The organism is Salinivibrio costicola subsp. alcaliphilus (genome assembly GCF_001996185.1).
Classification (GTDB): domain Bacteria; phylum Pseudomonadota; class Gammaproteobacteria; order Enterobacterales; family Vibrionaceae; genus Salinivibrio; species Salinivibrio costicola.
In genome coordinates this window covers 12623-38254 of sequence record NZ_MUFR01000018.1, presented here as the reverse complement: position 1 = coordinate 38254, position 25632 = coordinate 12623, and the positions used below count along the sequence as shown (strand labels likewise).

General features: G+C 49.1%; 26 protein-coding genes. 5 read left to right on the top strand and 21 right to left on the bottom strand.

The features are described 5' to 3' along the window. The 20 genes from atpG to BZJ21_RS07820 all read right to left on the bottom strand — a co-directional run bounded on the left by atpG (position 1) and on the right by BZJ21_RS07820 (position 16774). The gene (atpG, locus tag BZJ21_RS07915) at positions 1-867 is read right to left on the bottom strand and encodes a F0F1 ATP synthase subunit gamma (protein WP_025744734.1); all 867 of its coding nucleotides are present in this window, start codon (positions 865-867) and stop codon (positions 1-3) included. 47 nt (positions 868-914) lie between these two features. After that, a complete protein-coding gene (atpA, locus tag BZJ21_RS07910; protein ID WP_077461783.1) occupies positions 915-2456 on the bottom strand; it encodes a F0F1 ATP synthase subunit alpha in 1542 nt (513 codons plus the stop codon). A gap of 16 nt (positions 2457-2472) precedes the next feature. After that, the gene (atpH, locus tag BZJ21_RS07905; protein WP_077461784.1) at positions 2473-3006 is read right to left on the bottom strand and encodes a F0F1 ATP synthase subunit delta; all 534 of its coding nucleotides are present in this window, start codon (positions 3004-3006) and stop codon (positions 2473-2475) included. A 15-nt stretch (positions 3007-3021) separates the two neighbouring features. Beyond that, on the bottom strand, positions 3022-3492 hold the full coding sequence (gene atpF / locus BZJ21_RS07900; RefSeq protein WP_077461785.1) for a F0F1 ATP synthase subunit B: 471 nt from the start codon (positions 3490-3492) through the stop codon (positions 3022-3024). A gap of 52 nt (positions 3493-3544) precedes the next feature. Continuing rightward, a complete protein-coding gene (gene atpE, locus BZJ21_RS07895; RefSeq protein ID WP_025672872.1) occupies positions 3545-3796 on the bottom strand; it encodes a F0F1 ATP synthase subunit C in 252 nt (83 codons plus the stop codon). Positions 3797-3866: 70 nt separating this feature from the next. After that, the gene (atpB, locus tag BZJ21_RS07890; RefSeq protein WP_025744730.1) at positions 3867-4655 is read right to left on the bottom strand and encodes a F0F1 ATP synthase subunit A; all 789 of its coding nucleotides are present in this window, start codon (positions 4653-4655) and stop codon (positions 3867-3869) included. 8 nt (positions 4656-4663) lie between these two features. Beyond that, complete coding sequence (locus tag BZJ21_RS07885; protein WP_077461786.1) at positions 4664-5053, bottom strand: F0F1 ATP synthase subunit I; 390 nt, start codon at positions 5051-5053, stop codon at positions 4664-4666. A gap of 180 nt (positions 5054-5233) precedes the next feature. Beyond that, positions 5234-6124 carry a ParB/RepB/Spo0J family partition protein gene (locus BZJ21_RS07880; protein ID WP_077461787.1) on the bottom strand — a complete coding sequence of 297 codons (891 nt, stop codon included), beginning with the start codon at positions 6122-6124 and terminating at the stop codon, positions 5234-5236. Between the two features lie 8 nt (positions 6125-6132). Then, complete coding sequence (locus BZJ21_RS07875; RefSeq protein ID WP_025744729.1) at positions 6133-6930, bottom strand: ParA family protein; 798 nt, start codon at positions 6928-6930, stop codon at positions 6133-6135. Positions 6931-6943: 13 nt separating this feature from the next. Continuing rightward, entirely contained in the window at positions 6944-7570 is a 627-nt protein-coding gene (rsmG, locus tag BZJ21_RS07870) for a 16S rRNA (guanine(527)-N(7))-methyltransferase RsmG (protein WP_077669506.1), read from the bottom strand. A gap of 1 nt (position 7571) precedes the next feature. Next, complete coding sequence (gene mnmG / locus BZJ21_RS07865; protein WP_077576850.1) at positions 7572-9461, bottom strand: tRNA uridine-5-carboxymethylaminomethyl(34) synthesis enzyme MnmG; 1890 nt, start codon at positions 9459-9461, stop codon at positions 7572-7574. A gap of 392 nt (positions 9462-9853) precedes the next feature. After that, the gene (gene mioC / locus BZJ21_RS07860) at positions 9854-10306 is read right to left on the bottom strand and encodes an FMN-binding protein MioC (RefSeq protein WP_077669505.1); all 453 of its coding nucleotides are present in this window, start codon (positions 10304-10306) and stop codon (positions 9854-9856) included. Positions 10307-10525: 219 nt separating this feature from the next. Further along, positions 10526-11890 carry a tRNA uridine-5-carboxymethylaminomethyl(34) synthesis GTPase MnmE gene (gene mnmE, locus BZJ21_RS07855; RefSeq protein ID WP_077669504.1) on the bottom strand — a complete coding sequence of 455 codons (1365 nt, stop codon included), beginning with the start codon at positions 11888-11890 and terminating at the stop codon, positions 10526-10528. A 99-nt stretch (positions 11891-11989) separates the two neighbouring features. Beyond that, the gene (yidC, locus tag BZJ21_RS07850) at positions 11990-13606 is read right to left on the bottom strand and encodes a membrane protein insertase YidC (RefSeq protein WP_077669503.1); all 1617 of its coding nucleotides are present in this window, start codon (positions 13604-13606) and stop codon (positions 11990-11992) included. Positions 13607-13608: 2 nt separating this feature from the next. Then, positions 13609-13869 carry a membrane protein insertion efficiency factor YidD gene (gene yidD / locus BZJ21_RS07845; RefSeq protein WP_077456636.1) on the bottom strand — a complete coding sequence of 87 codons (261 nt, stop codon included), beginning with the start codon at positions 13867-13869 and terminating at the stop codon, positions 13609-13611. Next, positions 13821-14192: a ribonuclease P protein component gene (gene rnpA / locus BZJ21_RS07840; protein ID WP_025744540.1), complete on the bottom strand. Its 372-nt coding sequence runs from the start codon at positions 14190-14192 to the stop codon at positions 13821-13823. Before rnpA ends, yidD begins: the two co-directional genes overlap by 49 nt. A 13-nt stretch (positions 14193-14205) precedes the next feature. After that, the gene (rpmH, locus tag BZJ21_RS07835) at positions 14206-14340 is read right to left on the bottom strand and encodes a 50S ribosomal protein L34 (protein WP_025672864.1); all 135 of its coding nucleotides are present in this window, start codon (positions 14338-14340) and stop codon (positions 14206-14208) included. Between the two features lie 209 nt (positions 14341-14549). Further along, entirely contained in the window at positions 14550-15296 is a 747-nt protein-coding gene (locus tag BZJ21_RS07830) for an amino acid ABC transporter ATP-binding protein (protein ID WP_077576846.1), read from the bottom strand. Continuing rightward, entirely contained in the window at positions 15293-15964 is a 672-nt protein-coding gene (locus BZJ21_RS07825) for an amino acid ABC transporter permease (RefSeq protein ID WP_077669502.1), read from the bottom strand. Before BZJ21_RS07825 ends, BZJ21_RS07830 begins: the two co-directional genes overlap by 4 nt. 57 nt (positions 15965-16021) lie before the next feature. After that, entirely contained in the window at positions 16022-16774 is a 753-nt protein-coding gene (locus BZJ21_RS07820) for an amino acid ABC transporter substrate-binding protein (protein WP_025744541.1), read from the bottom strand. Between the two features lie 346 nt (positions 16775-17120). On the opposite strand from BZJ21_RS07820, the gene dnaA reads away from it, so the two are divergent. The 5 genes from dnaA to BZJ21_RS07795 all read left to right on the top strand — a co-directional run bounded on the left by dnaA (position 17121) and on the right by BZJ21_RS07795 (position 23830). Continuing rightward, positions 17121-18518, top strand: coding sequence for a chromosomal replication initiator protein DnaA (gene dnaA / locus BZJ21_RS07815; RefSeq protein WP_025744542.1), 1398 nt, complete (start codon positions 17121-17123; stop codon positions 18516-18518). Between the two features lie 2 nt (positions 18519-18520). Then, positions 18521-19621 carry a DNA polymerase III subunit beta gene (gene dnaN / locus BZJ21_RS07810; RefSeq protein WP_077669501.1) on the top strand — a complete coding sequence of 367 codons (1101 nt, stop codon included), beginning with the start codon at positions 18521-18523 and terminating at the stop codon, positions 19619-19621. A gap of 3 nt (positions 19622-19624) precedes the next feature. After that, the gene (recF, locus tag BZJ21_RS07805) at positions 19625-20704 is read left to right on the top strand and encodes a DNA replication/repair protein RecF (protein WP_077669500.1); all 1080 of its coding nucleotides are present in this window, start codon (positions 19625-19627) and stop codon (positions 20702-20704) included. An 18-nt stretch (positions 20705-20722) separates the two neighbouring features. Beyond that, positions 20723-23140, top strand: a complete 2418-nt coding sequence (gyrB, locus tag BZJ21_RS07800; protein ID WP_077576845.1) for a DNA topoisomerase (ATP-hydrolyzing) subunit B — start codon at positions 20723-20725, stop codon at positions 23138-23140. A gap of 249 nt (positions 23141-23389) precedes the next feature. Next, positions 23390-23830 carry an Hsp20 family protein gene (locus tag BZJ21_RS07795; protein ID WP_025744545.1) on the top strand — a complete coding sequence of 147 codons (441 nt, stop codon included), beginning with the start codon at positions 23390-23392 and terminating at the stop codon, positions 23828-23830. A 259-nt stretch (positions 23831-24089) separates the two neighbouring features. Here BZJ21_RS07795 and BZJ21_RS07790 read toward each other — a convergent pair whose 3' ends face one another. Continuing rightward, complete coding sequence (locus BZJ21_RS07790; protein ID WP_077461797.1) at positions 24090-25343, bottom strand: valine--pyruvate transaminase; 1254 nt, start codon at positions 25341-25343, stop codon at positions 24090-24092. Between the last annotated feature and the right edge of the window lie 289 nt (positions 25344-25632).

Below are 25632 nucleotides of genomic sequence, written 5' to 3'. Positions count from 1 at the left end.
TTACACCGCACTTGCGCCAGAAACAATCTCTGACAGCTCTTGGGTGATCGCAGCCTGACGGGCTTTGTTGTACACCAACTGCAGATCATCAATCAGATTACCTGCATTGTCGGTCGCAGCTTTCATCGCCACCATACGCGCCGCTTGCTCACTGGCGAGGTTTTCCACCACACCTTGATACACTTGTGACTCGGCATAGCGAACCAACAAGGTATCGAGCAAGGGCTTCGGCTCAGGCTCATAGATATAATCCCAAGCGTGGCTAGTCTGCATATCCTCGTCGTCTGACTTGGGCAAAGGCAGCAATTGATCGATCACTGGGGTCTGCACCATGGTGTTCTCAAATTTATTGAAAACAACATATAAGCGGTCCAGCTCACCTTCATTGTATTTTTTCAGCATCACCCCGACCGTACCGATCAGGTCTTCCAGTACGGGGGTATCCCCCAAACCAGAGGTTTGTGCGACTACATTTCCGCCGTAATTATTAAAGAAAGCGGTCGCTTTCGCCCCAACCAATGCCATATCGATCTCAGCACCTTTGTGGGTCCAGCTTTCCATATCTGTGATGACATTTTTGAACAGGTTAATGTTCAAGCCACCACACAATCCGCGGTCAGTAGAAATGATGATGTAACCAACGCGCTTGGCTTCCCGCTCTTCCAAATAAGGATGACGGTACTCCAAGTTACCCAGTGCAAGATGACCGATCACTTTGCGCATAGTGACAGCATATGGACGTGACGACTCCATGGCTTCTTGCGTTTTACGCATTTTGGAGGCTGCCACCATTTCCATCGCTTTAGTGATCTTCTGTGTGTTTTTCACACTTCCGATCTTAGTACGAATCTCTTTTGCGCCGGCCATAGTTACTCTCCGTTAGTGGGTGACCACCTAAGTGGCCACCTACAATGTTACCAAGTCTGGGTCGCTTTGAAGTCGTCCAACAGCTTTTTCAGCTGTGCTTCAACGTCATCGTTGTAAGCACCAGACTCATCAATCTGAGCAGCTAGGTCGGCATACTGCGCCTTCGCAAAGGCGAGCAGAGATTGCTCAAAGTCACCGATCTTGTTCAGCTCAACGTCTTCCAAGTAGCCTTTTTCAGCCGCAAAAATAACCATGGCCTGCTCAAAGACAGACATTGGCGCATATTGCATCTGCTTCATCAGCTCGGTCACTTTCTGACCGTGATCCAATTGCTTCTTGGTTGCGTCATCCAGATCCGATGAGAACTGAGCAAATGCAGCAAGCTCACGATATTGTGCCAAGGCTGTACGAATACCGCCTGACAGTTTTTTCATGATCTTAGTTTGCGCAGAGCCACCGACACGAGAGACCGAGATACCTGGGTCAACCGCGGGACGGATACCGGCGTTGAACAGCTCAGTTTGCAGGAAGATCTGACCATCGGTGATCGAGATAACGTTGGTCGGTACGAATGCAGACACGTCACCCGCTTGGGTTTCAATGATAGGCAAGGCGGTTAATGAACCGGTTTTACCTTTCACTTCACCTTTGGTGAACTCTTCGACATAGTGCGCGTTTACACGTGCAGCCCGCTCAAGAAGACGTGAGTGCAAGTAGAAAACGTCACCCGGGAAGGCTTCACGGCCTGGTGGACGACGTAGCAGCAGCGAGATCTGACGATATGCAACAGCCTGCTTAGACAGGTCATCGTAAACAATCAGCGCATCTTCACCGCGGTCACGGAAATACTCGCCCATTGCACAACCCGAGTAAGGCGCAAGGTATTGCAATGCTGCCGCTTCAGACGCTGAAGCCACCACGACAATGGTGTTTTTCAGTGCATCATGCTCTTCCAACTTGCGAACTACGTTGGCAATGGTTGAGGCTTTTTGACCAATCGCGACATAAATAGAGTAGATACCAGAGTTTTTCTGGTTAATGATCGCATCGATCGCCAACGCGGTTTTACCGGTTTGGCGGTCACCGATGATCAGCTCACGCTGGCCTCGGCCGATAGGGATCATTGAGTCAACCGCTTTATAGCCGGTTTGAACAGGTTGATCGACCGATTGACGAGCGATAACGCCCGGCGCAATCACTTCGACAGGCGAAGTGGTTTCGGTTTCGATCGGTCCTTTACCGTCGATTGGCTCACCCAAGGTGTTCACCACACGACCTAACAGTTCAGGACCCGTCGGTACTTCAAGAATGCGACCAGTACCGGTGACTTTCATGCCTTCTTGTAGATCCGAATACGGACCCATCACAACCGCACCTACAGAGTCACGCTCAAGGTTTAATGCTAGCGCATAACGGTTACCAGGCAGTTCAATCATTTCCCCTTGCATCGCATCAGCAAGGCCATGGATACGAATAATACCGTCGCTGACTGACACGATGGTACCTTCGTTACGCGCTTCACTCACAACGTCGAATTTTTCGATGCGTTGTTTGATCAGATCGCTAATTTCCGTGGAATTAAGTTGCATGCTCCAATTCCCCAAATCAAGACTGCAATGCATCGCTCAGGCGGCGCATACGGCCACTTACTGAGTTATCGATGACCAAGTCTCCAGCTCGAATAATAACCCCGGCAACCAGGGCTTCGTCTACACTACAGTTCAGCTTTACTTTGCGCTCAAAACGCGTCATTAGCTTTTCACTGATGGCTTGTTGTTGCTCTTCGGAAAGAGCCGTCGCTGACGTGACTTGCACATCAACTTCTTTTTCCAATTCCGCGCGCATGGCGAGAAACTGTTCACAAACCTCAGGAAGCGCTTTTAGACGCTTGTTTTCCGCCATCATTTTAATCAAATTTTGGCCGAAATCGTTGAGCTGATCGCCACCCACTGTGATGAAAATATCTGCTAATTTCTCGGCAGAGTAGGACGCGTCTAACATATGTTTTACGCGTTCATCACGGGCAATCTCAGCAGTAAAGGCAAGCATTTCAGCCCATTGGACTAACTCGCCTTTTTCTACCGCAAAATCAAAGGCTGCTTTCGCGTAGGGGCGAGCGAGTGTTGTCAGTTCAGACATTGCTGCCCCTCCTTGTTACAGTTCTGCAGTGATTTTATCGAGAAGATCTTTATGCGCGTTCTGGTCAATAGAACGCTCAATAATTTTCTCGGCACCAATAACAGCGAGCGATGCGACTTGCTTACGCAGCTCATCGCGTGCACGGTTACGCTCTGCTTCCAACTCGGCCTTACCCTGGTTTAGGATATTGTCGCGCTCAGCAGCCGCTTCGACACGTGCCTCATCGAGGATTTGTGCTTTGCGTTTGTTGGCCTGCTCGATAATGTCAGTTGCATTGCGCTTCGCTTCTTTCAATTGATCAGAAGCGTTCGCCTGGGCTAAATCCAGGTCTTTGGCGGCGCGATCAGCCGCCGCGAGACCGTCAGCGATTTTTTTCTGACGCTCTTCAATCGCTTGCATCAATGGTGGCCATACATATTTCATGCAGAACCACACAAAGATAGTGAACGCGATTGCCTGGCCTAGCAGAGTTGCGTTGATATTCACAACGGCGCCTCCTTAATCATAAGCTAAAGGGTCTGTTCAGCTATTAGCCAGTTTACAGTTGACCTACGAATGGGTTCGCGAACGTGAACAGCAGTGCAATTACGATACCGATCATTGGAACCGCATCAAGAAGACCCGCGATGATGAACATCTTAACTTGCAGCATAGGAGCCATCTCAGGTTGACGTGCTGCACCTTCAAGGAATTTACCACCCAGCAGGGCGAAACCAATCGCAGTACCAAGGGAAGCAAGACCTACAATGATGCCCACGGCAATTGCAGAAAAGCTCAATAAAGTTTCCATCACTATCTCCAGTTTTCGTTGTCGGCTATAAGCCAATAATGACTAACAAATTGCTTTCTAAAAAATGTCATCAATGATCTGAGTCTTCGTGCGCCTGCGAGAGATACACGACGGTCAACATCATAAAGACAAAGGCTTGAATCGTAATGACTAGAATGTGGAAAATTGCCCACGGCACAGAACCCAGCCATTGCGCCCACCACGGCAGTAACGCCGCGATAAGAATAAATACCACCTCACCGGCAAACATGTTACCGAACAGACGCATCCCAAGAGAAATAGGCTTCGCCAGTAACGAAACTATCTCCAACAGGAGGTTGAACGGAATCATGATCGGGTGATTAAACGGGTGTAACGCTAGCTCTTTAGCAAAGCCACCGATACCCTTTATCTTGATGCTGTAAAAAATCATCAAGAAGAACACGCCCAGCGCCATTGCAAGGGTGATATTTACGTCTGCAGTTGGAACCACTTTTAAATATGGAATACCCAACCAGTGTTCCGCCGGATAAGGAAGAAAATCGATAGGAATTAAGTCCATCGTATTCATCAGGAATATCCAGACGAAGATAGTCAGGGCCAAAGGTGCGATCAGCGGATTGCGTCCATGGAAGGTTTCGCGGACATTGTCATCAACGAATTCAACCAAGATTTCGACAAAACACTGAAGCTTACCCGGGACACCTGTCGATGCTTTCTTTGCCACTGATCGGAAAATGCCTAAGAAGACGATACCGATGAGGACAGAGAAAAACAGGCTATCAATATGAACCGCCCAAAACCCCTCACCGCTTGACAAGTGTGTCAGGTGGTGAGTGATGTAGCTAGACGGTGTAAGCGCATCACCTGACGCAGCCATAACTCATCCTATTTGTTGTTGTTAATGAATAAAACTGGCGCAAAGATATTAATCCCTAATGCCAGCAAATAGGCCAGTTTGAGGGGAACAAGTTCCACCTCGACATACAGGTAAGCAAGGACAAACAAGACGACGGTCAGTGAAATTTTTAAGACTTCACCGCCAAAGAAGGACGCGACCACAAATTTTGCAGCTCTTGCCCCACTAAAGAGGAAAGCACACGACGCAAACACAGCATTGGCTATCACAAAGATACCCCCACCGATTAACGCGGATTTTCCCCAGTCGACATTGATAGCAAGTGCCATCAAGATTGCCGTTGCTAATACGACGCCAGCCTGCAAAAGCACCAATTTTGTCGCGATTTCACGACCCGGCCGCGCGAGCGTCGATACCATGTATTTGTTCCTCGATTCCGTTCCACTTAGCACTGTTGCCGTGCTGGGAAAACAGCAAAAATTATACGTTTCGCCCCGACTAATGCAATCGCATCAATGTAAAAAAGCAGGGAAAATTTTACAACAGCGTAACCTGATCACAGTAAGCACTTTTATGTAACAAAAAGCGACTGGCATAAGTCACATTTCTTCGTCGAAAATTGCAAGAATTTGCGCTAACTTTTCAGATTCTTCGAAATTAATCACTAATTTCCCACTGCCGTTTTTCTGTTGTGTTAAAGCGACACTCACGCCAAATTTATCGCCCAGGCGTTGCTGAAGGGCTTCAACTTCAGGTGATAATTTAGGCTTTTTCGCTTCAACTGGTGGCGAAAGCATTTTTTTTACCAGTTTTTCTATTTGGCGAACCGTCATTTTCTTATTGACCGCGGTCAAAGCCGCATCAATTTGTACGTCGCCTTCCAGTGCCAGCAAGGCACGTGCGTGGCCCATTTCGAGTTGTTTGTTGAGCAGCAATTGCCGCACCCCGGATTCCAAACCATTTAACCGAAGTAGGTTACTAATAGTGGTCCGAGACTTTCCCAGTGACTCAGCAAGCTGTTGGTGAGTCAGTTCAAATTCATCTACTAAGCGCGCCAATGCCTGCGCTTCTTCCATGGCATTCAAGTTTTCGCGTTGAATGTTTTCAATTAAAGCGACCGCGCTCGCGACCTTATTGCTCATTTCCCGTACCAAACAAGGAACTTGCTTTAATCCTGCTTGTTTAGCGGCTCGCCAACGACGTTCACCGGCGATGATCTCATAGCGTCCCGCCGCGATCTGACGCACGACTAAAGGTTGAATCACACCTTGAGCACGAATTGACTCAGTCAGTTCTTCCAGTGCTTCTTCAGCCATGCCTTGGCGCGGCTGATATTGACCCGGCTCCAGCACGGTGACCGACAGCTGTTGTAATTCGCTATTACTGGTATCGGTCGATTCAGGGGCCACTGTTTGTGAAGACTGTGCTTGTGCACTGGTCGCCAATAGGGCGTCGAGGCCCTTTCCAAGCCCGCGTTTCGCTGAATTCATTGTTTTCCTCAGGCATTGACAGCGTCTGGCGAGGAGCGAGCTTGCTCTTCGCGACGCAGAATTTCACCCGCAAGGGCGAGGTAGGCTTTAGCACCGCTCGATAGTTTGTCGTAGTACATGGCGGGTCGGCCATGACTTGGCGCTTCCGCGAGCCGCACATTGCGGGGAATCACTGTACGATACACCTTATCACCGAAGTGTTTTTTGATCTGATCCGATACTTCGGTCGCTAATCGGTTTCTTGGGTCGTACATAGTGCGCAAGACACCTTCAACGTGAAGGTCGGCGTTCACCACGCTTGCCAGCTTGCTAATGGTATCCATTAAAGCAGTCAGTCCTTCCAGGGCAAAGTACTCACATTGCATCGGGACAAGAACGGAATTAGCCGCAGTCATCGCATTGATGGTCAGAAGGTTCAGTGAAGGGGGGCAGTCAATAAAAATATAATCATAACGGTCAACGACAGTCTCGAGCATCGTGCGTAGACGTACCTCTCGAGCGAACACTTCCATGAGTTTTATTTCTGCTGCTGTCACATCACCGTTGGCTGCGACAAGGTGATAACTTCCCGCCGTATTTTCAACCACAACTTGTTCGAACGGTGTTTCTTCAATGAGTAGGTCATAGGCCGTTGCATGGACATCGTACTTATCGATGCCGCTCGCCATGGTCGCATTGCCTTGTGGGTCCAAATCGATCAGTAGCACCTTGCGATTGGTGGCAGCCAGTGATGCTGCGAGATTGACACTCGTGGTGGTTTTACCCACGCCGCCCTTTTGGTTTGCTACCGCGATAACTTTACCCACGTGCTTTCGACCTCTACTCGTTACTCTTAGCTCTCAAGATTACTAGATGACGCGCCCCTTCCAATCCCGGTACCTTCAAAGCTTTGATATCGGTCACAGAACAATCAGCAGGAAGCGCATCAATTTCTTGTTGGTCCACTTGCCCTTTCAACGCATAGAAGCATCCTTGCGCATGCGGTAAGTGGTGACACCAGCTCACCATGTCGCTCATCGATGCAAAGGCGCGACTGAGTACAGCATCAAATCCATGCTCAGGGGTAAAGTCTTCCACCCGACTTTGGACCGGGGTCACATTTGTCAGCCCAAGTTCGTGAAGAACTTGGCGGATAAAACGAATCCGTTTACCCAAACTGTCCAATAGGGTGAACTGTTTGTCCGGATTAGCAATGGCCAATGGGATGCCTGGTAGTCCCGGTCCTGTGCCGACATCGATAAACTGTTGGCCTTTGAGGTGAGGCGAGACAACGAGACTATCAAGAATATGTTTCACCACCATGTCGTCAGGATGACGGACCGAGGTTAAATTGTAAGCTTTATTCCATTTGTGCAGCAGAAGCACGTAGTCCAGTAACTGCTGTTGCTGTTGTGCTGACAGGACGAGGCCAGCTTGCGCCAGCCCATGTTCGAGTTGTTGTTCCATTTTATGCCCCTTTTTTCAGCATGCCTTGCTTTTTCAAATGGACAAGCAAAATGGAGATCGCCGCCGGCGTGACGCCAGAGATACGTGAAGCTTTACCCACGGTTTCAGGGCGCGCATCGGCGAGCTTACCTTTCACTTCATTCGATAAACCTTTTATGTGGTCGTAATCGAGATCAGTGGGTAATTCGGTATTTTCATGACGTTGTGATTTAGCAATTTCATCTTGCTGACGGTCAATATACCCCGCATATTTCACCTGAATTTCCACCTGTTCACTGGCTTGCTGATCCGCATGAGCCGGTTCAAAACTTGGTAATGTCACAATATCGCGATACCGCAACTCAGGACGACGCAGGAGATCCTCGCCATTAGCTTCGCGTGTTAACGGTGTTTTGAGCATCGCGTTCAGTGCTGCCACATCGTCAGAATGGGGATGGATCCATGTGCCACGTAACCGTTGACGCTCTTGCTCCATGTTTTCCATTTTCTGGTTAAAACGCGCCCAGCGCGTATCATCGACCAAACCGAGCTCACGGCCTTTTTCCGTCAAACGCATATCCGCATTATCTTCACGCAGCAATAGGCGATACTCAGCACGCGACGTAAACATACGGTAGGGCTCTTGCGTGCCCATGGTAGAGAGATCATCAATCAATACGCCCATATACGCTTGGTCGCGACGCGGGCTCCAACCGTCTTTGCCTTGTGCTTGCAGCGCCGCGTTACATCCTGCCAGCAACCCTTGAGCCCCGGCTTCTTCATAGCCGGTGGTGCCGTTGATTTGTCCGGCAAAGAATAACCCGCTAATAAATTTGGTTTCTAGTGTTTGCTTAAGATCGCGAGGATCGAAAAAGTCATACTCGATCGCATAACCTGGGCGGATCACTTTGGCGTTTTCAAAGCCTTTGATCGATTGAATGATCCCCATCTGCACATCAAACGGTAAGCTGGTGGAAATACCATTTGGATACAGCTCATTGCTGGTTAGCCCTTCAGGTTCAACAAAGATCTGATGTTTGTCTTTGTCGGCAAAGCGCATCACTTTGTCTTCAATCGATGGGCAATAACGTGGACCAATCCCTTCAATGACACCGGCATACATTGGGCTTCGAGATAAGTTTTCTCGAATCACGTCATGGGTTTTTTCATTGGTATACGTGATATAGCAAGGCATTTGTTGAGGATGTTGACTGACATCGCCCATAAACGAAAAGACCGGACGTGGTGTATCACCATGTTGGGTTTGCATCACTGAGAAATCGACTGAACGCGCATCAATACGCGGTGGCGTTCCCGTTTTTAAACGATCGACGCGAAACGGCAGTGCACGTAGGCGATCGGCGAGCTTGTTCGACGGTGGATCTCCAGCGCGCCCTCCGGAGTAGTTATCCATACCAATATGGATTTTTCCACCTAAAAAGGTACCGACAGTCAACACCACAGTGGTTGCGCTGAATTTCAGTCCCATTTCTGTTTCTACCCCAGTGACGCGATCCTGATCGACGATCAAATCCACCACGGCTTGTTGGAAAAGGGATAGGTGTGGCGTGTTTTCTAGGGTATGGCGGATCGCCGCTTTGTACAACGCACGATCAGCTTGTGCTCGTGTTGCTCGTACTGCGGGTCCTTTCGACGCGTTCAGGGTTCTAAACTGGATCCCGCCTTTGTCGATAGCTTGCGCCATCGCGCCGCCTAAGGCATCAATTTCTTTTACCAGGTGTCCTTTCCCGATCCCGCCAATTGCAGGGTTACACGACATTTGTCCCAAAGTGTCGATATTATGGGTTAATAACAACGTTCTTTGATTCATTCGAGCGGCGGCTAGTGCTGCCTCGGTACCAGCATGGCCACCACCCACAACGATGACGTCAAAGTGATCCTGGTAAAACATGATTAAAGCCTCAACCTGGTTAAGTGTTTGCGCATGAACTAAGCAAAAGGGGCGACATTCTAGCGCTTTTTCTCTCAACAAGGAACCAAACCTTGATCCTGATCTTCTTAAGGCTTTCGCTTTATATATATAAGATCTTTATATAGATCCTTTATTAGATCTACTACTAAGGAAGCGGATCTCAGTGGATAAGCGGTAAAAGATCATTGAGATCAAGGATCTTGGAACGATCACTTTCTGTGGGTGGCCTTGGATCGGATCCTGTATCACCTGGGATCAAAATGCCCTTTTATCCACAGGGCGATCAGAAAGAAAAACTATCAAATGGATAACTAAAGGAAGATCACTGGGTTATTCCTTAGTTATCCACAGTCTGTTTGATTAATTATTGTTCAATTAGATGCCTGAAGTAATGGCTCCCAATCGGTTAACCAGCGTTCCGCTTCATCTTCCGGAACCGGATGAGCTTGAATATCGATGTCGATTCGTTCGCCAATTTTGACGGCCCCGAGATCTTGTAATAGGGCGTCTGCTTTCATGCCAGCTTCACAAAAGGTGTCATAACTAGAATCGCCAATGCCAACCACCCCGTATTTCAACGCACGTAGCATCGGACGTTCGGTCATTAGCTGTTCCATCAAAGGGGCGATGCTCTCAGGGAAGTCGCCAGCGCCATGAGTCGATGTGACGACTAAGAGCGTGCTGGCGCCCAATACATCATCGAGGATCCCCTCATTGATAACCGCCGTTTGGTACCCCTTTGCCTGCAGTTGATCTGATAGGTGATCGCCAACATATTCCGCGCCGCCCAAGGTACTGCCTGTAATAATTGTTATATTCGCCATATTATCCTCACGATTAAGAGTCTCTTGCCTAGTATTGAGACCTTGTTCCAGGGAGTCAATTCTTGCTGAATATTGCGGGTATCTTCGGGGATGCAGTCGAGGGGATCATGGTGAAAACTATGGGGATAACTTATGATCTTATAACAAGGATAACCGGGATCAACACAGTAGGATAAAGGGATCCTTTGTGTAAGGATCCCGTGATTAGGTTGGGGATAATTATTTGCCGATACAAAATGAGGAGAAGATTTTTCCTAATAAGTCATCGGCACTAAATTCGCCAGTAATGGTGTTGAGGTACTGCTGGGTCAAGCGTAACTCTTCCGCCAATATTTCACCGGCCATGTAACCTTCTAGTTGTGTTTGACCAATGTCCAGGTGTGCGGCTGCACTGGCGAGTGCGTCTAAGTGGCGGCGACGTGCCATAAAACCCCCTTCACTGCCTCCTGCATAGCCCATACAGGCTTTGAGGTGTTGGCGGAGTGCATCGACGCCTTGGCCTGTTTTAGCGCTAAGGCGGATAAGCGCTGGGTGGTTGGTATCGCAGTGGCCCATAGGCTCGCCCGTCATGTCGGCTTTATTACGGATCACCGTCATGCCCATATCTTGGGGTAAACGGGACACAAAGTCCGGCCAGATATCATGTGGATCGGTAGCGTCAGTGGTGGTGCCATCCACCATAAATAAAACGCGATCTGCTTGTTCTATTTCGTCCCACGCTCTTTCCACGCCGATGCGTTCGACCTCGTCGGTAGCGTCACGTAGGCCCGCGGTATCAATAATATGCAAAGGCATACCGTCGAGATGAATGTGTTCACGCAGCACATCGCGAGTGGTCCCGGCAATATCGGTGACGATGGCACTGTCTTTCCCCGACAAGGCATTGAGTAAGCTCGATTTACCTGCATTTGGGCGGCCAGCGATTACCACTTTCATTCCTTCACGCATGATGGCGCCTTGGTTGGCTTCTTTACGTAGTGTGGCGAGGTGCTCAATAATGTGATTAAGATCGCTGGCGACCTTACCATCGGAGAGAAAATCGATCTCTTCATCGGGAAAATCAATTGCGGCTTCGACGTAAATGCGCAGGTGAATGACCTTTTCCACCAGCGCGTTCACCTGGCTAGAGAAGGCGCCTTGTAGCGACTGTAGCGCCGAACGTGCGGCTTGCTCAGAGCTGGCATCAATCAAGTCAGCAATGGCTTCTGCTTGCGCGAGATCCAACTTATCATTTAAAAACGCGCGTTCAGAGAATTCTCCCGGGCGAGCGGTTCGTACCCCGTCAAAGGCGCTAATCCTTTGGATGAGCATATCCATGATAACGGGGCCACCGTGGCCTTGCAGTTCAAGCACGTCTTCGCCCGTGAACGAATGAGGGCCTTTAAAGAATAGCGCTATGCCTTGATCGATAGGCTGACCATCCTGGTCGAGAAAGGGGAGGTAGTCAGCACGACGAGGCACCAACTCACGTCCGGTCATATTTTTGCCAATCTCATGGGCGAGGGGGCCAGACACGCGAACGATTCCCACGCCGCCCCGGCCAGTTGCTGTGGCTTGCGCCACGATAGTGTCTGTTTGAGCCATAATGCACACTCTATGATTGCAGTGACAGGCCTGTGGGCCATTAACGTGAAAAAGGCGACCGTCAGGTCGCCTTTTTATTATTGCTTGAAGCGGCCTGAGTTACGAGCGCGAATGCAGGCCTTTTTTCTCCAAAGACTTATAGATTAACGTCTGTTGGATCAGCGTGACTACGTTCGATACCAACCAGTATAGAACCAGACCGGATGGGAAGAACAAGAAGAAGAAAGTGAAGACCACGGGCATAAAGGTCATGATCTTCTGCTGCATCGGATCGGTGACCGTGGTTGGGCTCATCTTCTGAATCAGGAACATAGACGCCCCCATCAACAGAGGTAGCACATAGAAAGGATCTTGTGCTGACAAGTCTTGAATCCAACCAAAGAAAGGTGCGTGACGTAGTTCGACCGATTCCATCAATGCCCAATAGAGTGCAATGAAGATCGGCATTTGCAGCACTAGCGGCAGGCAGCCACCCAGCGGGTTCACTTTTTCGCGCTTGTACAGCTCCATCATTTCTTGGCTCATGCGCTGACGGTCGTCACCAATACGCTCTTTCATTTCTTGCAGTTTAGGCTGCAGCATGCGCATTTTCGCCATCGAGGTGTACTGCGCTTTAGTAAGCGGGTACATGGCACCACGGACGATGAAAGTTAGCATGATGATAGCCAAGCCCCAGTTACTGACGAAGCTTTGAATCGTCGAGAGCAACCAGTGCAGCGGTTTGGCGATAAACCAGAGCCAACCATAGTCGACCACAAGATCCAAGCTTGGCGCTACGGCGGCCATTTGTTCTTGCAGTTTCGGGCCAACCCATAGGGTTGCCGTTAGGGTCTTACTGGTACCAGCAGGAATAGTGTCACTGGTCTTGGTCTGAATATAACCGTATTGCGAGGTGGTACGTGTGCTCAACACATTATTGTCGGCACGTGGGATCCACGCGGTGGCAAAATAGTGTTGAATCATGGCCGCCCAACCTTGATCAAAGGTTACGCTGAGATTTTTGCTTTCCATGTCATCAAAGCTGTACTTCTCGTAACGCTTGTCATCCGTTGAGTAAGCGCTGCCGCGATAAGTCGGCATGGTTAGGCTACCACCATCATCCAGCAAGTTTTGTTTGAGCTGGGTGTACATAGTGACGCTGGCATTCGCATCGGTTTGGTTATTGATTGTATGCTCAACGTCTACCGCATAACTACCACGTTTAAATACAAAGGTTTTGGTATAACTGATCCCTTCTTTTTCGACTGTCATCGGGACGCGCAAAGTGTCTTGATCGTCTGAGAGAGAGAAGTCGTTCTGGGTCACCTGGTATTGTGCGCGGCCTTCAGCGGTATCAATGCCATTGGCACCAATTAAACCACTTTGGGCGACAAAGGTATGATCTGGCTTAGTATGTAGCAGGGTGAAGGCATTATCAGAGTCCAGCTCAGCATCGTATTGTGGAAGCTCGGCATGGATAACATCACCGCCTTGCGTATCAATTTTTAGTGTTAATACGTCGGTTTTGATGGTGACGAGCTTGTCAGAGACAGGCTGTGCATCAAGAGACGTGGTATCGTTACCGTCATTGCTGCTTGGCACGTCACTGTGAGTCGTTTGCTGCTGCTCAACGCCCTGTCCCTGCGGCTGCGGGGATTCTGGTTTGCTCCATTCCATGTATAGCATGAAAGAAACGAACAATAGGGCAATCAACAGGATATTGCGTTGGGAATCCATTGTTAATTGTCTCTGTTATGGTGGTCGCAAGGCGGTACAGGATCGTAGCCGCCATCATTCAAAGGGTGGCATTTTAATAGACGTTTGCCTGCCAACCAACACCCTTTTATCACACCATGGGATTGAATCGCCATGATGGCGTAATGGGAGCAGGTTGGTGTGAACCGGCATCGTGGCCCAATTAATGGGCTAATCACCAGTTGGTATCCCCGAATCAGCGCGATGAGCGCTTTTTGCGCGGCGGTCGCGACAAACGTTGCCATAACTTGTCCAATTCGTCTCGCAGCGCTTGATTACTCAGGTTGTTGGCACTTTTTTTCGCGATAACCACAAAGTCTTTCGCCGGCAGTTGATGCTGACGTAAACGAAAACTCTCGCGAACCACACGTTTAAAGCGGTTGCGATCAACGGCAAGTTTGATTTGCTTTTTCGGGACAGCTTGACCGAGACGTGGGTGTTCGAGCGCGGTGTTTCTGGCGAGTATAGTCAAGTGCGGCGAACCTGCGCGATGAGGTTGCTGAAAGACGGCACTGAAATGTTCGGGAGTTAGCAGACGTAACTCCCGAGGATAAGCGAGCTTATTCACAAATCACTACGGATTATTTAGAAAGCTGCTTGCGGCCTTTCGCACGGCGAGCGGCAATGACCTTACGGCCGTTCTTAGTCGCCATGCGCGCACGGAAACCGTGAGTGCGCTTACGCTTTAGAACTGAAGGTTGAAAAGTGCGTTTCATGGTTTCTACCCTTATTACTGATCAGTGTTAGGTTTGTTAACCCGACGTGGGAGGATAGCAGTATGCTTGTCTCCGACGCCTCTCAACAAAGAGGGCGGATTGTAGCCATTGACTAACGATTAGTCAATCACAAAACCCACGCCACTTCGGGCCGTGAATTATAAGCGCTTAGTCGCAGATCGCAAGGATCCTTGCCAACTGATCGCAAATTAAGCGGTGATCCCGACTTGATTCAAAAACTTATGCAATCGGGGATCATCACAGTGATTAAACAGCCAATCCGGTGTGCCCTGAGCGATAATATTGCCATCGTTCATAAATACCACACGATCAGCAACATCACGCGCAAACTGCATCTCGTGGGTCACCACCAGCATGGTTTGATGGCGAGTGGCGAGCTTTTTCATTAGCGCTAACACCTCACCTACCCATTCTGGATCGAGTGCGGATGTTGGCTCATCGAAAAGCAGTAGCTCGGCTTCCAGCGCCATCGCACGGCCAATCCCTACGCGTTGTTGTTGGCCACCCGATAAAGAGGCCGGATAATGGTCGCCTTTATCGCCAAGCCCGATATCGTCCAAAATCTGTTGCGCGCGCTGGCGAGCTTTAGCTTTTTGCCATCCTTTTACAGTGCGCAGGCCTTCAGCAATGTTATCGCGTGCGCTCAGGTGGGCAAACAAGGCATAGTTTTGGAATACAAACCCAGTTTGACGCCGCAACGCTAGAATGTCCTTTTTTGGAGTGGCTGAATTGCCGCTATCGACGCGTTGTTCGCCGATTGTTATCACCCCTTGTTCCGCACGCTCTAGGAAATTAATGCAGCGCAATAAAGTAGATTTCCCAGTACCACTTGGACCAATAATACAGACGATTTCGCCACGTTCGATAGCCAAATCAATCCCATCGAGAACAGCGATGCCCTGATAGACTTTTTTCAACTTTTCTATTTTTATCATCGTTGATACGCCTTATTGAGGTGTGCTTCGGCCCAATATTGCACGCGGGTGAGTGCGACCACGATCGCCCAGTAAATGAACGCGACGGCCAGGTATGCTTCAAAAAACTTGAAACTGGATGAGGCTTCCATTTGCGCTTGTGCCATGATTTCGGTCACGCCTAGTGTAAAAGCGAGGGATGTGGCTTTAATCATATCAATGAAATAGTTCATCAATGACGGCAGAGCAATGCGCACGGCTTGCGGTAAAATAATGCGTTGCATGGCTTGTCGCGTCGTCATGCCGATGGCTAAGCTCGCTTCCATCTGACTGCGATCGACCCCGAGAATTGCGGCACGAATCGATTCGGCCATATAGGCAGAAAAGTGCAAACTGATCCCAATCACGGCTGCAGTAAAGGCATCCATCCCCACTAAACTGGGGATCACCTGTGGTAAGCCATAATAGAGCAAAAACAACTGCACCAATAAAGGGGTGCCGCGAAAGAAGCTAATGAAGATTTGCGCTAAGCCATTTAACCCAGGGACACGAAAGACGCGAATTAAGGCGATGGCGACGGCTAAGGCGAGGGAGAAAAGTAGCCCCAAAAAGGCCATTTCCATGGTGATCCCTAAATAGCTAAGCAATAGAGGGAACAGCGAGACCATATAATCGAAATCAAACGCCATGAGAGTCCTTTAAACAAAAAAGCCCGCCAACGCGGGCTTTTTAATGTTAGTGAATACTTACTTTTGGGTGACGTCAGCACCAAACCACTTGATCGAAATATCGGCTAACGTGCCGTCATCACGCATGTTGACGAGTGTTGTGTTCACCTCATCACGTAAGCGCTGGCCGCGGTCGTTATCAACAAATGGCCAGGCGTTGGCAATGGTTTCAAAAGGCTGACCCGCTAATTGTAGAGGCAAGCCCGACTCTTTGATCAATTGTAGTGCGGAGAGGCGGTCCATAATAAACGCATCGGCACGGCCCAGGGCCACATCGTGCTCAATACCGGTTTCGTAGGTTTTGATATGGATATCATCGGACGCTGAATGATCGCGAAGGAGTTGCTCAAAGTTAGAGCCCAAGTTCACCGCGACCGTCTTATCTTTTAAATCTGCGACGGACTGAATCGCGTCATTGCCCTTACGAACCGTGATTTGCGCCCCATCGACGACATACGGGTTGGTAAACAAATATTTCGCTTGGCGCTCATCGGTGATAGTGATTTGGTTTGAAATCGTATCGATACGGCCAGTTTGTAAAAGCCCAAATAAGCCCGAGAAGTTAGCCGTTACATACTCGATATCGTAGTCATTACGCTGACCAATCTCATCCCAAAGGTCGACTTCAAACCCTTGTAGTTGGTCTTGTTTGACAAAGGTAAAAGGAAAGTATCGGCCAGACATGCCCACTTTGACGGTGTCGGATGCAAAAGCGGGGACTGAAATCACCATGCTCAGGCTGAGCAGGGCGTTGAGGATCCATTTAGTCATGAAAAACTCCGTAATAACCACATCAATATTGATAGGAAACGTAATATAGAGGGGCGACGAGGGGACGAGAAATACCTTGTTGTTATGAGTAATAACGTATTAACAGGCGTGAGTCGGATCGATGCGGGACATGGCCTCGAATTCTCGGACTGGTCACGACGACCATGTGCGTAATGTTGTGAGTAAAAAGCGGGTAGGCTGTGGCGATCTCTGGGTTATCTGTGGGATCTATGTGCATAAGTCGGATCTTATTCACTGATTTCGGGATCTTGTGGGTAGCGATCTGGGCGCGACAGGAGTACCATTATGACCTTTTCCTTTTCGGTATAACTGCGTGGAGTCAAACGTGTCATCATCGCTTTGGTTGCAGTGTCTTGAACGGCTTCAAGATGATTTACCTGCAACAGAATTTAGTATGTGGGTACGGCCACTTCAAGCCGAACTCAATGACAATACGTTGACCCTGTTTGCCCCTAACCGTTTTGTGCTTGATTGGGTGCGGGATAAATATTTGCATCAGATTAATCAACTGCTGAATGAGTTTTGTGGTGTCGACGTGCCTATGCTGCGCTTTGAAGTGGGCAGTAAACCGGTTGCTGCTGCGCCGCAATCTGCGCCTGCTGGCCCGGCGTCAGCCCCTGCGCCTCAACAAGCGGCCCCTGCCCCCACTCGTGGACGCGTTTGGGAGCCGGCACCGTCACCGGTGCAATCGGATGTCAATCATCGCTCCAACGTGAATCCGAAACACAAGTTTAATAACTTTGTGGAAGGTAAATCGAACCAGCTTGCACTCGCGGCGGCGCGGCAGGTCTCGGGAAACCCGGGAGCGGCATATAATCCGCTGTTTTTGTATGGTGGGACGGGTCTGGGTAAAACGCACTTGCTCCATGCGGTGGGGAACGCTATTTCCGATCGAAAGGCAGATGCTCGCGTGGTTTACATGCACTCTGAGCGGTTTGTGCAAGACATGGTCAAAGCACTGCAGAACAACGCCATCGAAGAGTTTAAGCGCTACTACCGCAGCGTGGATGCACTCTTGATCGATGATATTCAGTTTTTTGCCAATAAAGAGCGCTCACAAGAAGAGTTTTTCCATACCTTTAATGCCTTGCTTGAGGGGAATCAGCAGATCATTTTGACCTCCGATCGCTACCCAAAAGAAATCAATGGGGTTGAGGATCGCTTGAAATCACGCTTTGGTTGGGGCCTGACGGTTGCTATCGAACCGCCTGAATTGGAAACGCGTGTGGCGATCTTGATGAAAAAGGCAGAAGACCACGCGATTCGTTTGCCGGATGAAGTTGCCTTCTTTATTGCTAAGCGGTTGCGGTCGAATGTCCGTGAACTGGAAGGGGCGCTTAATCGTGTCATTGCCAACGCCAACTTTACCGGCCGCGCGATCACCATTGATTTCGTTCGGGAAGCGTTGCGCGATTTGTTGGCGCTACAAGAAAAGCTGGTCACTATCGATAATATTCAGAAAACCGTGGCAGAATATTATAAAATCAAGATGGCGGATTTGTTATCTAAGCGCCGGTCTCGCTCGGTTGCACGCCCTCGTCAAATGGCGATGGCCTTATCGAAAGAGCTGACCAACCACAGCTTGCCAGAAATTGGTGATGCCTTTGGCGGTCGTGACCATACAACCGTATTGCATGCATGCCGTAAAATTGAGCAACTGCGTGAAGAAAGTCACGATATTAAAGAAGATTACTCTAACCTGATTCGAACATTGTCGTCCTAATTATGAAATTTATTCTTACGCGTGAGCAGCTATTTCAACCGCTGCAACAAGTTTCTGGGGCTTTAGGTGGGCGCAGTACCTTACCGATCTTAAGCAATCTTCTGATTGAAGTCGCCGAGCAGCAACTTAAGCTCACCGCCACTGATATGGAGGTGGAGCTTAATGCAACGGCACCGTTGGAGGGAGAGCATCAAGATGGGGCGATAACGGTTCCCTCGCGTAAGTTCATGGATATTATCAAAGGCTTGAACAGTGAAGCCCGTATTACGGTTGCTCAAGAAGGTGATCGTGTCGTGGTGCGAGCGGGTCGAAGCCGGTTCACCTTGTCCACCTTGCCGGCTAGCGATTATCCCAACATCGATGATTGGCAAGCGGATGTAAGCCTGCAGCTGCCACAAAATAAACTGAATCACCTGATTGATGCGACTCAGTTTTCAATGGCAAACCAAGATGTGCGGTATTATCTCAATGGCTTGCTGTTCGAAACCGATGGACAAACGCTACGTACGGTAGGGACCGATGGTCACCGTATGGCAGTGTGCCACCTGACCATGGATGAAAGCGCGCCAGCGCAACAAGTGATTGTGCCGCGTAAAGGCGTCAGTGAGCTAGCGCGTTTGTTGGATGATAGTGAGAATCCGGTCAATATTCAGATTGGTGCCTCCAATATTCGTGCGGTAGTCGGCAACGTGACCTTTACTTCGAAGTTAGTCGATGGACGATTTCCTGACTATCGCCGAGTGCTGCCGCAATCGACGTCTCGGACACTTGAGGTTAATTGCGCGGAGCTCAAGCAAGCCTTGTCGTTAGCCGCGGTGCTGTCGAATGAGAAATTCCGTGGTGTTCGGATGAATATTGATGGCAGTGAGCTGCGCATCTCTGCCAATAACCCCGAGCAAGAAGAAGCCGAAGAATTTTTGGAAGTGAATTATCAAGGCGAGGCCATCGAGATTGGTTTTAACGTCAGTTATGTTTTAGATGTGCTCAACGTTTTGCGCTGTAACACTGTCCGTTTTTCAATGACAGACGCGGTCGGCAGTACTTTGATTGAGGACTGTGATCGCGATGATGCCATGTATGTCGTGATGCCCATTCGCCTCTAGATTATGGCGATCACTCGACTGGTCATTCATGACTTCAGAAATATTGAAGCCTGCGATATCGAACTGTCGTCAGGCTTTAACTTTTTAATTGGCCCCAACGGCAGTGGAAAAACCAGTGTCTTGGAGGCGATTCATTTTCTTGGCCACGGGCGCTCATTTCGCAGCGCACTGAACAGCCGTGTGATCCGTCATCAACAACCGAGCTTAACGGTCCATGGCCGGGTGAAAACGCAAGATGGGATCTTGCTTCCGGTTGGCATTCAAAAGCGCCGAGACGGCAGTGCCGATGTTAAAATAGGTCAAGAAAAAGGGCAAAAGCTAGTGGCACTGGCCAAAGTCTTGCCCTTGCAGCTGATTACCCCTGAAGGGTTTGAGCTATTAACAGATGGTCCTAAATTTCGCCGTGCGTTTATCGACTGGGGGGTGTTTCATTCCCAACCCGGTTTTTTTGAAGCGTGGACGCGGGTCAAGCGGCTCACCAAGCAACGGAACGCCGCGCTTAAAACTGCGCGCAATTACCGTGATATACAAGTGTGGGATGCAGAACTTGCTAGCTTGGCCGAGCAAATTAGTGTTTGGCGACAAGCTTATGTTAATGCTGTGGCCGAGCGCGCAACGGCGTTATGCCAGGCATTTTTACCCGAGTTCTCGATTCAGTTTCGGTTTTCTCAAGGCTGGGAGCGCGGTGCAGATTACCAGGCTTTGTTGGCGACTAACTTCGAACGCGATCAGCAAATGGGCTACACGGTGTCTGGGCCACACAAAGCCGATTTACGCATCAAGGTGGCCGGTACCCCGGTCGATGATGTGCTCTCTCGAGGGCAACTAAAATTGATGGTTTGTGCGCTTCGGCTTGCACAAGGACAGCTTTATAGCGAAGAGCAAGGCATCGCCTGTATCTACCTGATCGATGACTTTGCCTCAGAATTAGACAGCCGCCGCCGGGCACTGCTAGCCAGTGAATTGACCCGGATCGGGGCGCAGGTTTTTGTCAGCGCCATTAGTGCCGATCAAGTCGCGGAAATTTGCGACGAAAATAGTAAGATGTTTCATGTGGAACATGGCAAAATTAACGCAGGATAAATAAGCGAGAGTAACTCAATGTCCAACGAATACGATTCATCGAGTATCAAGGTACTGAAGGGCTTGGATGCCGTCCGTAAGCGTCCGGGAATGTATATCGGCGACACCGACGACGGTACCGGCCTACACCATATGGTGTTTGAGGTGGTCGATAACTCGATCGATGAAGCACTGGCCGGACATTGTAACGATATCGTGACCACCATTCACGAAGACGGCTCTGTGTCGGTCCGCGACGACGGTCGTGGTATCCCTGTCGATATTCACGAAGAAGAGGGTGTTTCAGCTGCCCAAGTTATCATGACCGTGCTGCACGCCGGGGGTAAATTTGATGATAACTCGTATAAAGTGTCGGGCGGCCTACACGGTGTCGGTGTCTCTGTGGTTAACGCACTGTCAGAAAAGCTTGAATTGACAATTTGGCGTAACGGTTATGCCCACCAACTCAATTTTTCTCATGGTGAGCCACTGGGTCCCTTGGTTCAACTGGGCGAAACCGATCAAACCGGTACCCGCATTCGTTTTTGGCCGAGTGAAGAAACCTTCACGGATATTCACTTCAACTACGAGATCCTCGCCAAGCGCTTACGTGAATTGTCTTTCCTTAACTCGGGTGTGTCGATTCGATTGATTGACGAGCGCGAGGAAGACAAATCGGATCACTTTAAATATGAAGGCGGTATTCGTGCGTTCGTTGAGCATTTGAATAAAAAGAAAACCGCGATTCATCCATCGGTGTTCCATTTTGAACATATGCGTGATGATGGCGTTAGCGTCGAAGTCTCAATGCAGTGGAATGATGGTTACCAAGAGAACATCTACTGTTTTACCAACAATATTCCACAGCGCGACGGTGGTACGCATTTGGCTGGGTTCCGCGGTGCACTGACGCGAACCTTAAACAGCTTTATGGACAAAGAAGGCTACTCGAAAAAAGCTAAAGCAGCGACGTCTGGCGATGATGCCCGTGAAGGTTTGACGGCGGTGGTATCGGTAAAAGTCCCTGATCCTAAGTTTTCGAGCCAAACCAAAGACAAACTGGTGTCATCGGAAGTGAAATCGGCGGTTGAGTCGGCGATGAGCAGCCACTTGTCTGACTTTTTAATTGAACATCCAGCCGATGCCAAAGTGGTGTGCTCCAAGATTATTGATGCCGCACGTGCACGTGATGCAGCGCGTAAAGCGCGTGAAATGACACGTCGTAAAGGGGCTCTGGACTTAGCTGGCTTGCCTGGTAAATTGGCCGACTGCCAAGAAAAAGATCCCGCCCTGTCTGAGCTCTACATTGTGGAGGGTGACTCAGCCGGTGGCTCAGCGAAACAAGGGCGTAATCGCAAAAACCAAGCGATATTGCCGCTTAAAGGTAAGATCTTAAACGTGGAAAAAGCCCGTTTTGATAAGATGTTATCGTCGCAAGAAGTGGCGACCTTGATCACCGCCATGGGCTGTGGGATTGGTCGCGAAGAGTACAACCCCGATAAGTTACGCTACCACAGCATCATTATCATGACGGATGCTGACGTTGATGGCTCGCACATTCGTACCTTGTTATTAACCTTCTTCTATCGCCAAATGCCTGAGTTGATTGAGCGTGGTTATATTTATATCGCTCAGCCACCTCTTTATAAAGTGAAGAAGGGTAAGCAAGAGCAGTACATCAAAGACGATGAAGCGATGGAGCAATATCAGGTCGCGCTGGCACTGGAAAATGCCTCATTATTTGTGAACCCTGATGCGCCAGCGATGCATGGTGAATCGCTTGAAAAGCTGGTCAAAGAGTACAATGGTGTGCTTAAACTGATTCAGCGTATGAAGCGTCGTTATCCTGCGGCATTGCTGAATGAGCTACTGTACCAACCGCGTTTAGCGGTCGAGGAACTTCGTGACGAATGGGCCGCGAAGAAGTGGGTTGAGAACATTGTCGACATCCTTAATCGCAAATCGACCGGTGAAAGCCACTATAAAGCGTCTTGTCGTTTTGATGAAGATCATCAAGTTTGGGTGCCTGAGTTGGTGGTGCGAACCCATGGTGTTGATTATAAGTACCAGGTCAGCTATGACTTCCTGAATTCGAAAGAATATGGGCGTATTGCGAGCTTATCGGAAACACTCGATCAGCTACTTGACGAGGGTGCTTACGTGAAGCGTGGGGAACGTACCCAAAAAGTGGAGACCTTTGAGCAGGCGCTAAACTGGTTGGTTAAAGAATCCATGCGTGGTGTCTCGCGTCAGCGTTATAAAGGTTTGGGGGAGATGAATCCTGATCAACTTTGGGAGACCACCATGGATCCTGAAGGGCGCCGTATGATGCAGGTGACTATCCACGATGCGGTTGCGGCAGATGAGCTGTTTACCACCTTGATGGGTGATCAAGTTGAGCCTCGTCGGGCCTTCATTGAAAACAACGCGCTGAAAGTGGAAAACCTCGACGTGTAAACCACTGATCCGTTAGTTGTCTCTATTAAGGCCAGCAGTATTGCTGGCCTTTTTAATATTTATATATATGCAACATAATGCTCAAGGTATGACTGATTACATACAGAAAAAAATTTTAAAATCAGCCATTGAAATCAATCGGCGCAACCCTATATAGAGTAATGAGGCGATGCCATTGGGTCGCCGGGGGCTTGTCCGAAACGGAAAGCCGTTAGTTGAATTTTATTGCTTCATAGGAAGGGTAAGATTATGCGTAACTTTGATTTCTCTCCACTCTATCGTACTGCGATTGGCTTTGACCGTTTGTTCGACTTGGTCGAGAATAGTAACACTAATAATGCGGGTGGGTTCCCTCCTTACAACATTGAGCAAAGTAAGGAGAACCAGTACCGGATTACGATGGCTGTTGCTGGATTCGGGCAAGATGAAGTCGATATCACTCAGCAAAAAAATAGCCTGACGGTCGCCGGCAAAAAAGCCGAACGAAACCAGAACACTAAGTTCTTATACCAGGGCATTGCTGAACGAGACTTCGAACGCAAGTTCCACCTCGACGATCATATTAAAGTGATGGGGGCGGAAATGGAAAACGGCATGCTGCATATTGATCTGGTTCGTGAGGTACCTGAAGAAGAAAAACCTCGCCGTATCGAAATAGGCGGTAACCGCATGCTAGAAAACGCAGAATAAGCGCGGCAGAGACATGAAGGTTTAGCGGCGCAGCTACTCCAAGCAATAAGTTAATCGTAACGAAGAGGGCAGCTAACGCTGCCCTTCATTTATGCATGTTGGTTGCTTTCAGTCTGCTTATCATTGCAGGAACCTGGCTTGTCGATGATAACGATGGATGACTTGCCAGATTGTTACGTTGGTTCGAACTAAGCCTGAGCCAATGTTTCACGTGAAACAGTAAAGAAGGAGCTCGGTAAGTGTTCCACGTGAAACAGTGTTAGCCCTCTTGGTAGGCACGGATGACTTCTTCGCCAATAATCTCTATGCCTCGTTGCATGGTATCGTCGTCTTGGACGTAGTTCATGCGAATACATTGTCTCGCATGAGGCCAATCCTCGCTTTCCACACCAATAAAGAAATATTCGCCTGGCACCACCAGTACACCACGGGCTTTTAGTCGTTGGTACAGTGTTTGGGTAGAAATGGGTAAGTCTTCAAACCACAGCCACAAAAAGATGGCCCCCTCGGGTTTATGCACGCGAACACGCTCATCATTAATAGTGTCCAACACCATACGAAGTGTGCGCTGTGATTTTTGTTGATAGAAGGGGCGAACGACCTCTTTGCTTAATCGCAACAAGTCACCTCGTTCAATCATCGCCAGCGCCATTGCCGGTCCGACACTGTTTGGCGATAGGCTAACGATGCCGTTGATATTTGACATGGCTTGGATGACATCTTCGTTGGCGATCACGATCCCGCAACGCACCCCGGGTAACCCTAGCTTGCTGAGGCTAGAGCAAAGAATAGTATTGTCGTTCCAAAACGGGGCAACATCTTCAAAGATAATATCAGGGAACGGCGTACCGTAGGCGTTATCGATAATCAATGGAATGTTATGCTCGCGCGCGAGTTTATCAAGCTGCTGGATCTCGCTATCAGTGAGCACATTACCGGTTGGGTTGGTCGGCCGAGAGGCACAGATAGCACCAATGCTGTCATCAATGGTTAAGCGACTAAAGTCGACATGATATTTAAACTGTCGATTATCCATTAACTCAATGTCAGGTTGGTAGCTAACAAAGATATCGTCGCTGATCCCTGCATCGCCATAGCCAATATATTCAGGCGCCAAGGGTAGTAAAATCTTTTTATGGCTGCCGTCTGAATAACGTCCCGCTAAAAGGTTAAACAGATAAAAGAACGCACTTTGACTACCGTTGGTGAGCATGATGTTTTTACTGGAAAGCTGCCACCCATAGGTCTTATTGAGAAGCTCGGCGAGGGCATTCAGTAATGCCGACTTACCTTGTGGGCCATCATAGTTGGCCATGGCATGGACGAGGCTACCATCATCCAGCATCGATTGGCTCAGTGTTTTGAAGTAATCGAGCATTTCCGGTATCGCAGCGGGGTTACCGCCACCGAGCATAATCGCATCTGGATTACGTAAGCCATCATTCAAATCGTCCATTAACTGGGTGATACCCGAGTGGTTAGCGAGTTTCTCGCCAAAGTGAGTGACTTCCATGATTACTGCCTTCAAATATTTATGTCATTGTTTTGGTTAAGCTGCCATCAACATACAACAATTGTTTGTGAAAAAGAAAGCGTTGTGAGGCTGTTATCGAACGCTCTTTAAGTCCGGTGGTTGACAGGGTTGTTACGTTATCAGTACAGCGTTGATATGCCACTATCTGGGAAGGTTAGGTTGAGAGTAAAACGAAGAAGTAAGTACACTGATGCGAAGCATTCATCGTGGTTATAGGCCTAGTGTTTCACGTGAAACATAACCAGGATTAGCATAAAAAACCCCGCTA

Coding starts and splice junctions, on each gene's coding strand:
- atpG (WP_025744734.1), bottom strand. CDS start 867: ATGGCCGGCGCAAAAGAGATTCGTACTAAGATCGGAAGTGTGAAAAAC.
- atpA (WP_077461783.1), bottom strand. CDS start 2,456: ATGCAACTTAATTCCACGGAAATTAGCGATCTGATCAAACAACGCATC.
- atpH (WP_077461784.1), bottom strand. CDS start 3,006: ATGTCTGAACTGACAACACTCGCTCGCCCCTACGCGAAAGCAGCCTTT.
- atpE (WP_025672872.1), bottom strand. CDS start 3,796: ATGGAAACTTTATTGAGCTTTTCTGCAATTGCCGTGGGCATCATTGTA.
- atpB (WP_025744730.1), bottom strand. CDS start 4,655: ATGGCTGCGTCAGGTGATGCGCTTACACCGTCTAGCTACATCACTCAC.
- BZJ21_RS07885 (WP_077461786.1), bottom strand. CDS start 5,053: ATGGTATCGACGCTCGCGCGGCCGGGTCGTGAAATCGCGACAAAATTG.
- BZJ21_RS07880 (WP_077461787.1), bottom strand. CDS start 6,124: ATGAATTCAGCGAAACGCGGGCTTGGAAAGGGCCTCGACGCCCTATTG.
- rsmG (WP_077669506.1), bottom strand. CDS start 7,570: ATGGAACAACAACTCGAACATGGGCTGGCGCAAGCTGGCCTCGTCCTG.
- mnmG (WP_077576850.1), bottom strand. CDS start 9,461: ATGTTTTACCAGGATCACTTTGACGTCATCGTTGTGGGTGGTGGCCAT.
- mioC (WP_077669505.1), bottom strand. CDS start 10,306: ATGGCGAATATAACAATTATTACAGGCAGTACCTTGGGCGGCGCGGAA.
- mnmE (WP_077669504.1), bottom strand. CDS start 11,890: ATGGCTCAAACAGACACTATCGTGGCGCAAGCCACAGCAACTGGCCGG.
- yidC (WP_077669503.1), bottom strand. CDS start 13,606: ATGGATTCCCAACGCAATATCCTGTTGATTGCCCTATTGTTCGTTTCT.
- yidD (WP_077456636.1), bottom strand. CDS start 13,869: ATGGCAACGTTTGTCGCGACCGCCGCGCAAAAAGCGCTCATCGCGCTG.
- rpmH (WP_025672864.1), bottom strand. CDS start 14,340: ATGAAACGCACTTTTCAACCTTCAGTTCTAAAGCGTAAGCGCACTCAC.
- BZJ21_RS07830 (WP_077576846.1), bottom strand. CDS start 15,296: ATGATAAAAATAGAAAAGTTGAAAAAAGTCTATCAGGGCATCGCTGTT.
- BZJ21_RS07825 (WP_077669502.1), bottom strand. CDS start 15,964: ATGGCGTTTGATTTCGATTATATGGTCTCGCTGTTCCCTCTATTGCTT.
- BZJ21_RS07820 (WP_025744541.1), bottom strand. CDS start 16,774: ATGACTAAATGGATCCTCAACGCCCTGCTCAGCCTGAGCATGGTGATT.
- dnaN (WP_077669501.1), top strand. CDS start 18,521: ATGAAATTTATTCTTACGCGTGAGCAGCTATTTCAACCGCTGCAACAA.
- recF (WP_077669500.1), top strand. CDS start 19,625: ATGGCGATCACTCGACTGGTCATTCATGACTTCAGAAATATTGAAGCC.
- gyrB (WP_077576845.1), top strand. CDS start 20,723: ATGTCCAACGAATACGATTCATCGAGTATCAAGGTACTGAAGGGCTTG.
- BZJ21_RS07795 (WP_025744545.1), top strand. CDS start 23,390: ATGCGTAACTTTGATTTCTCTCCACTCTATCGTACTGCGATTGGCTTT.
- BZJ21_RS07790 (WP_077461797.1), bottom strand. CDS start 25,343: ATGGAAGTCACTCACTTTGGCGAGAAACTCGCTAACCACTCGGGTATC.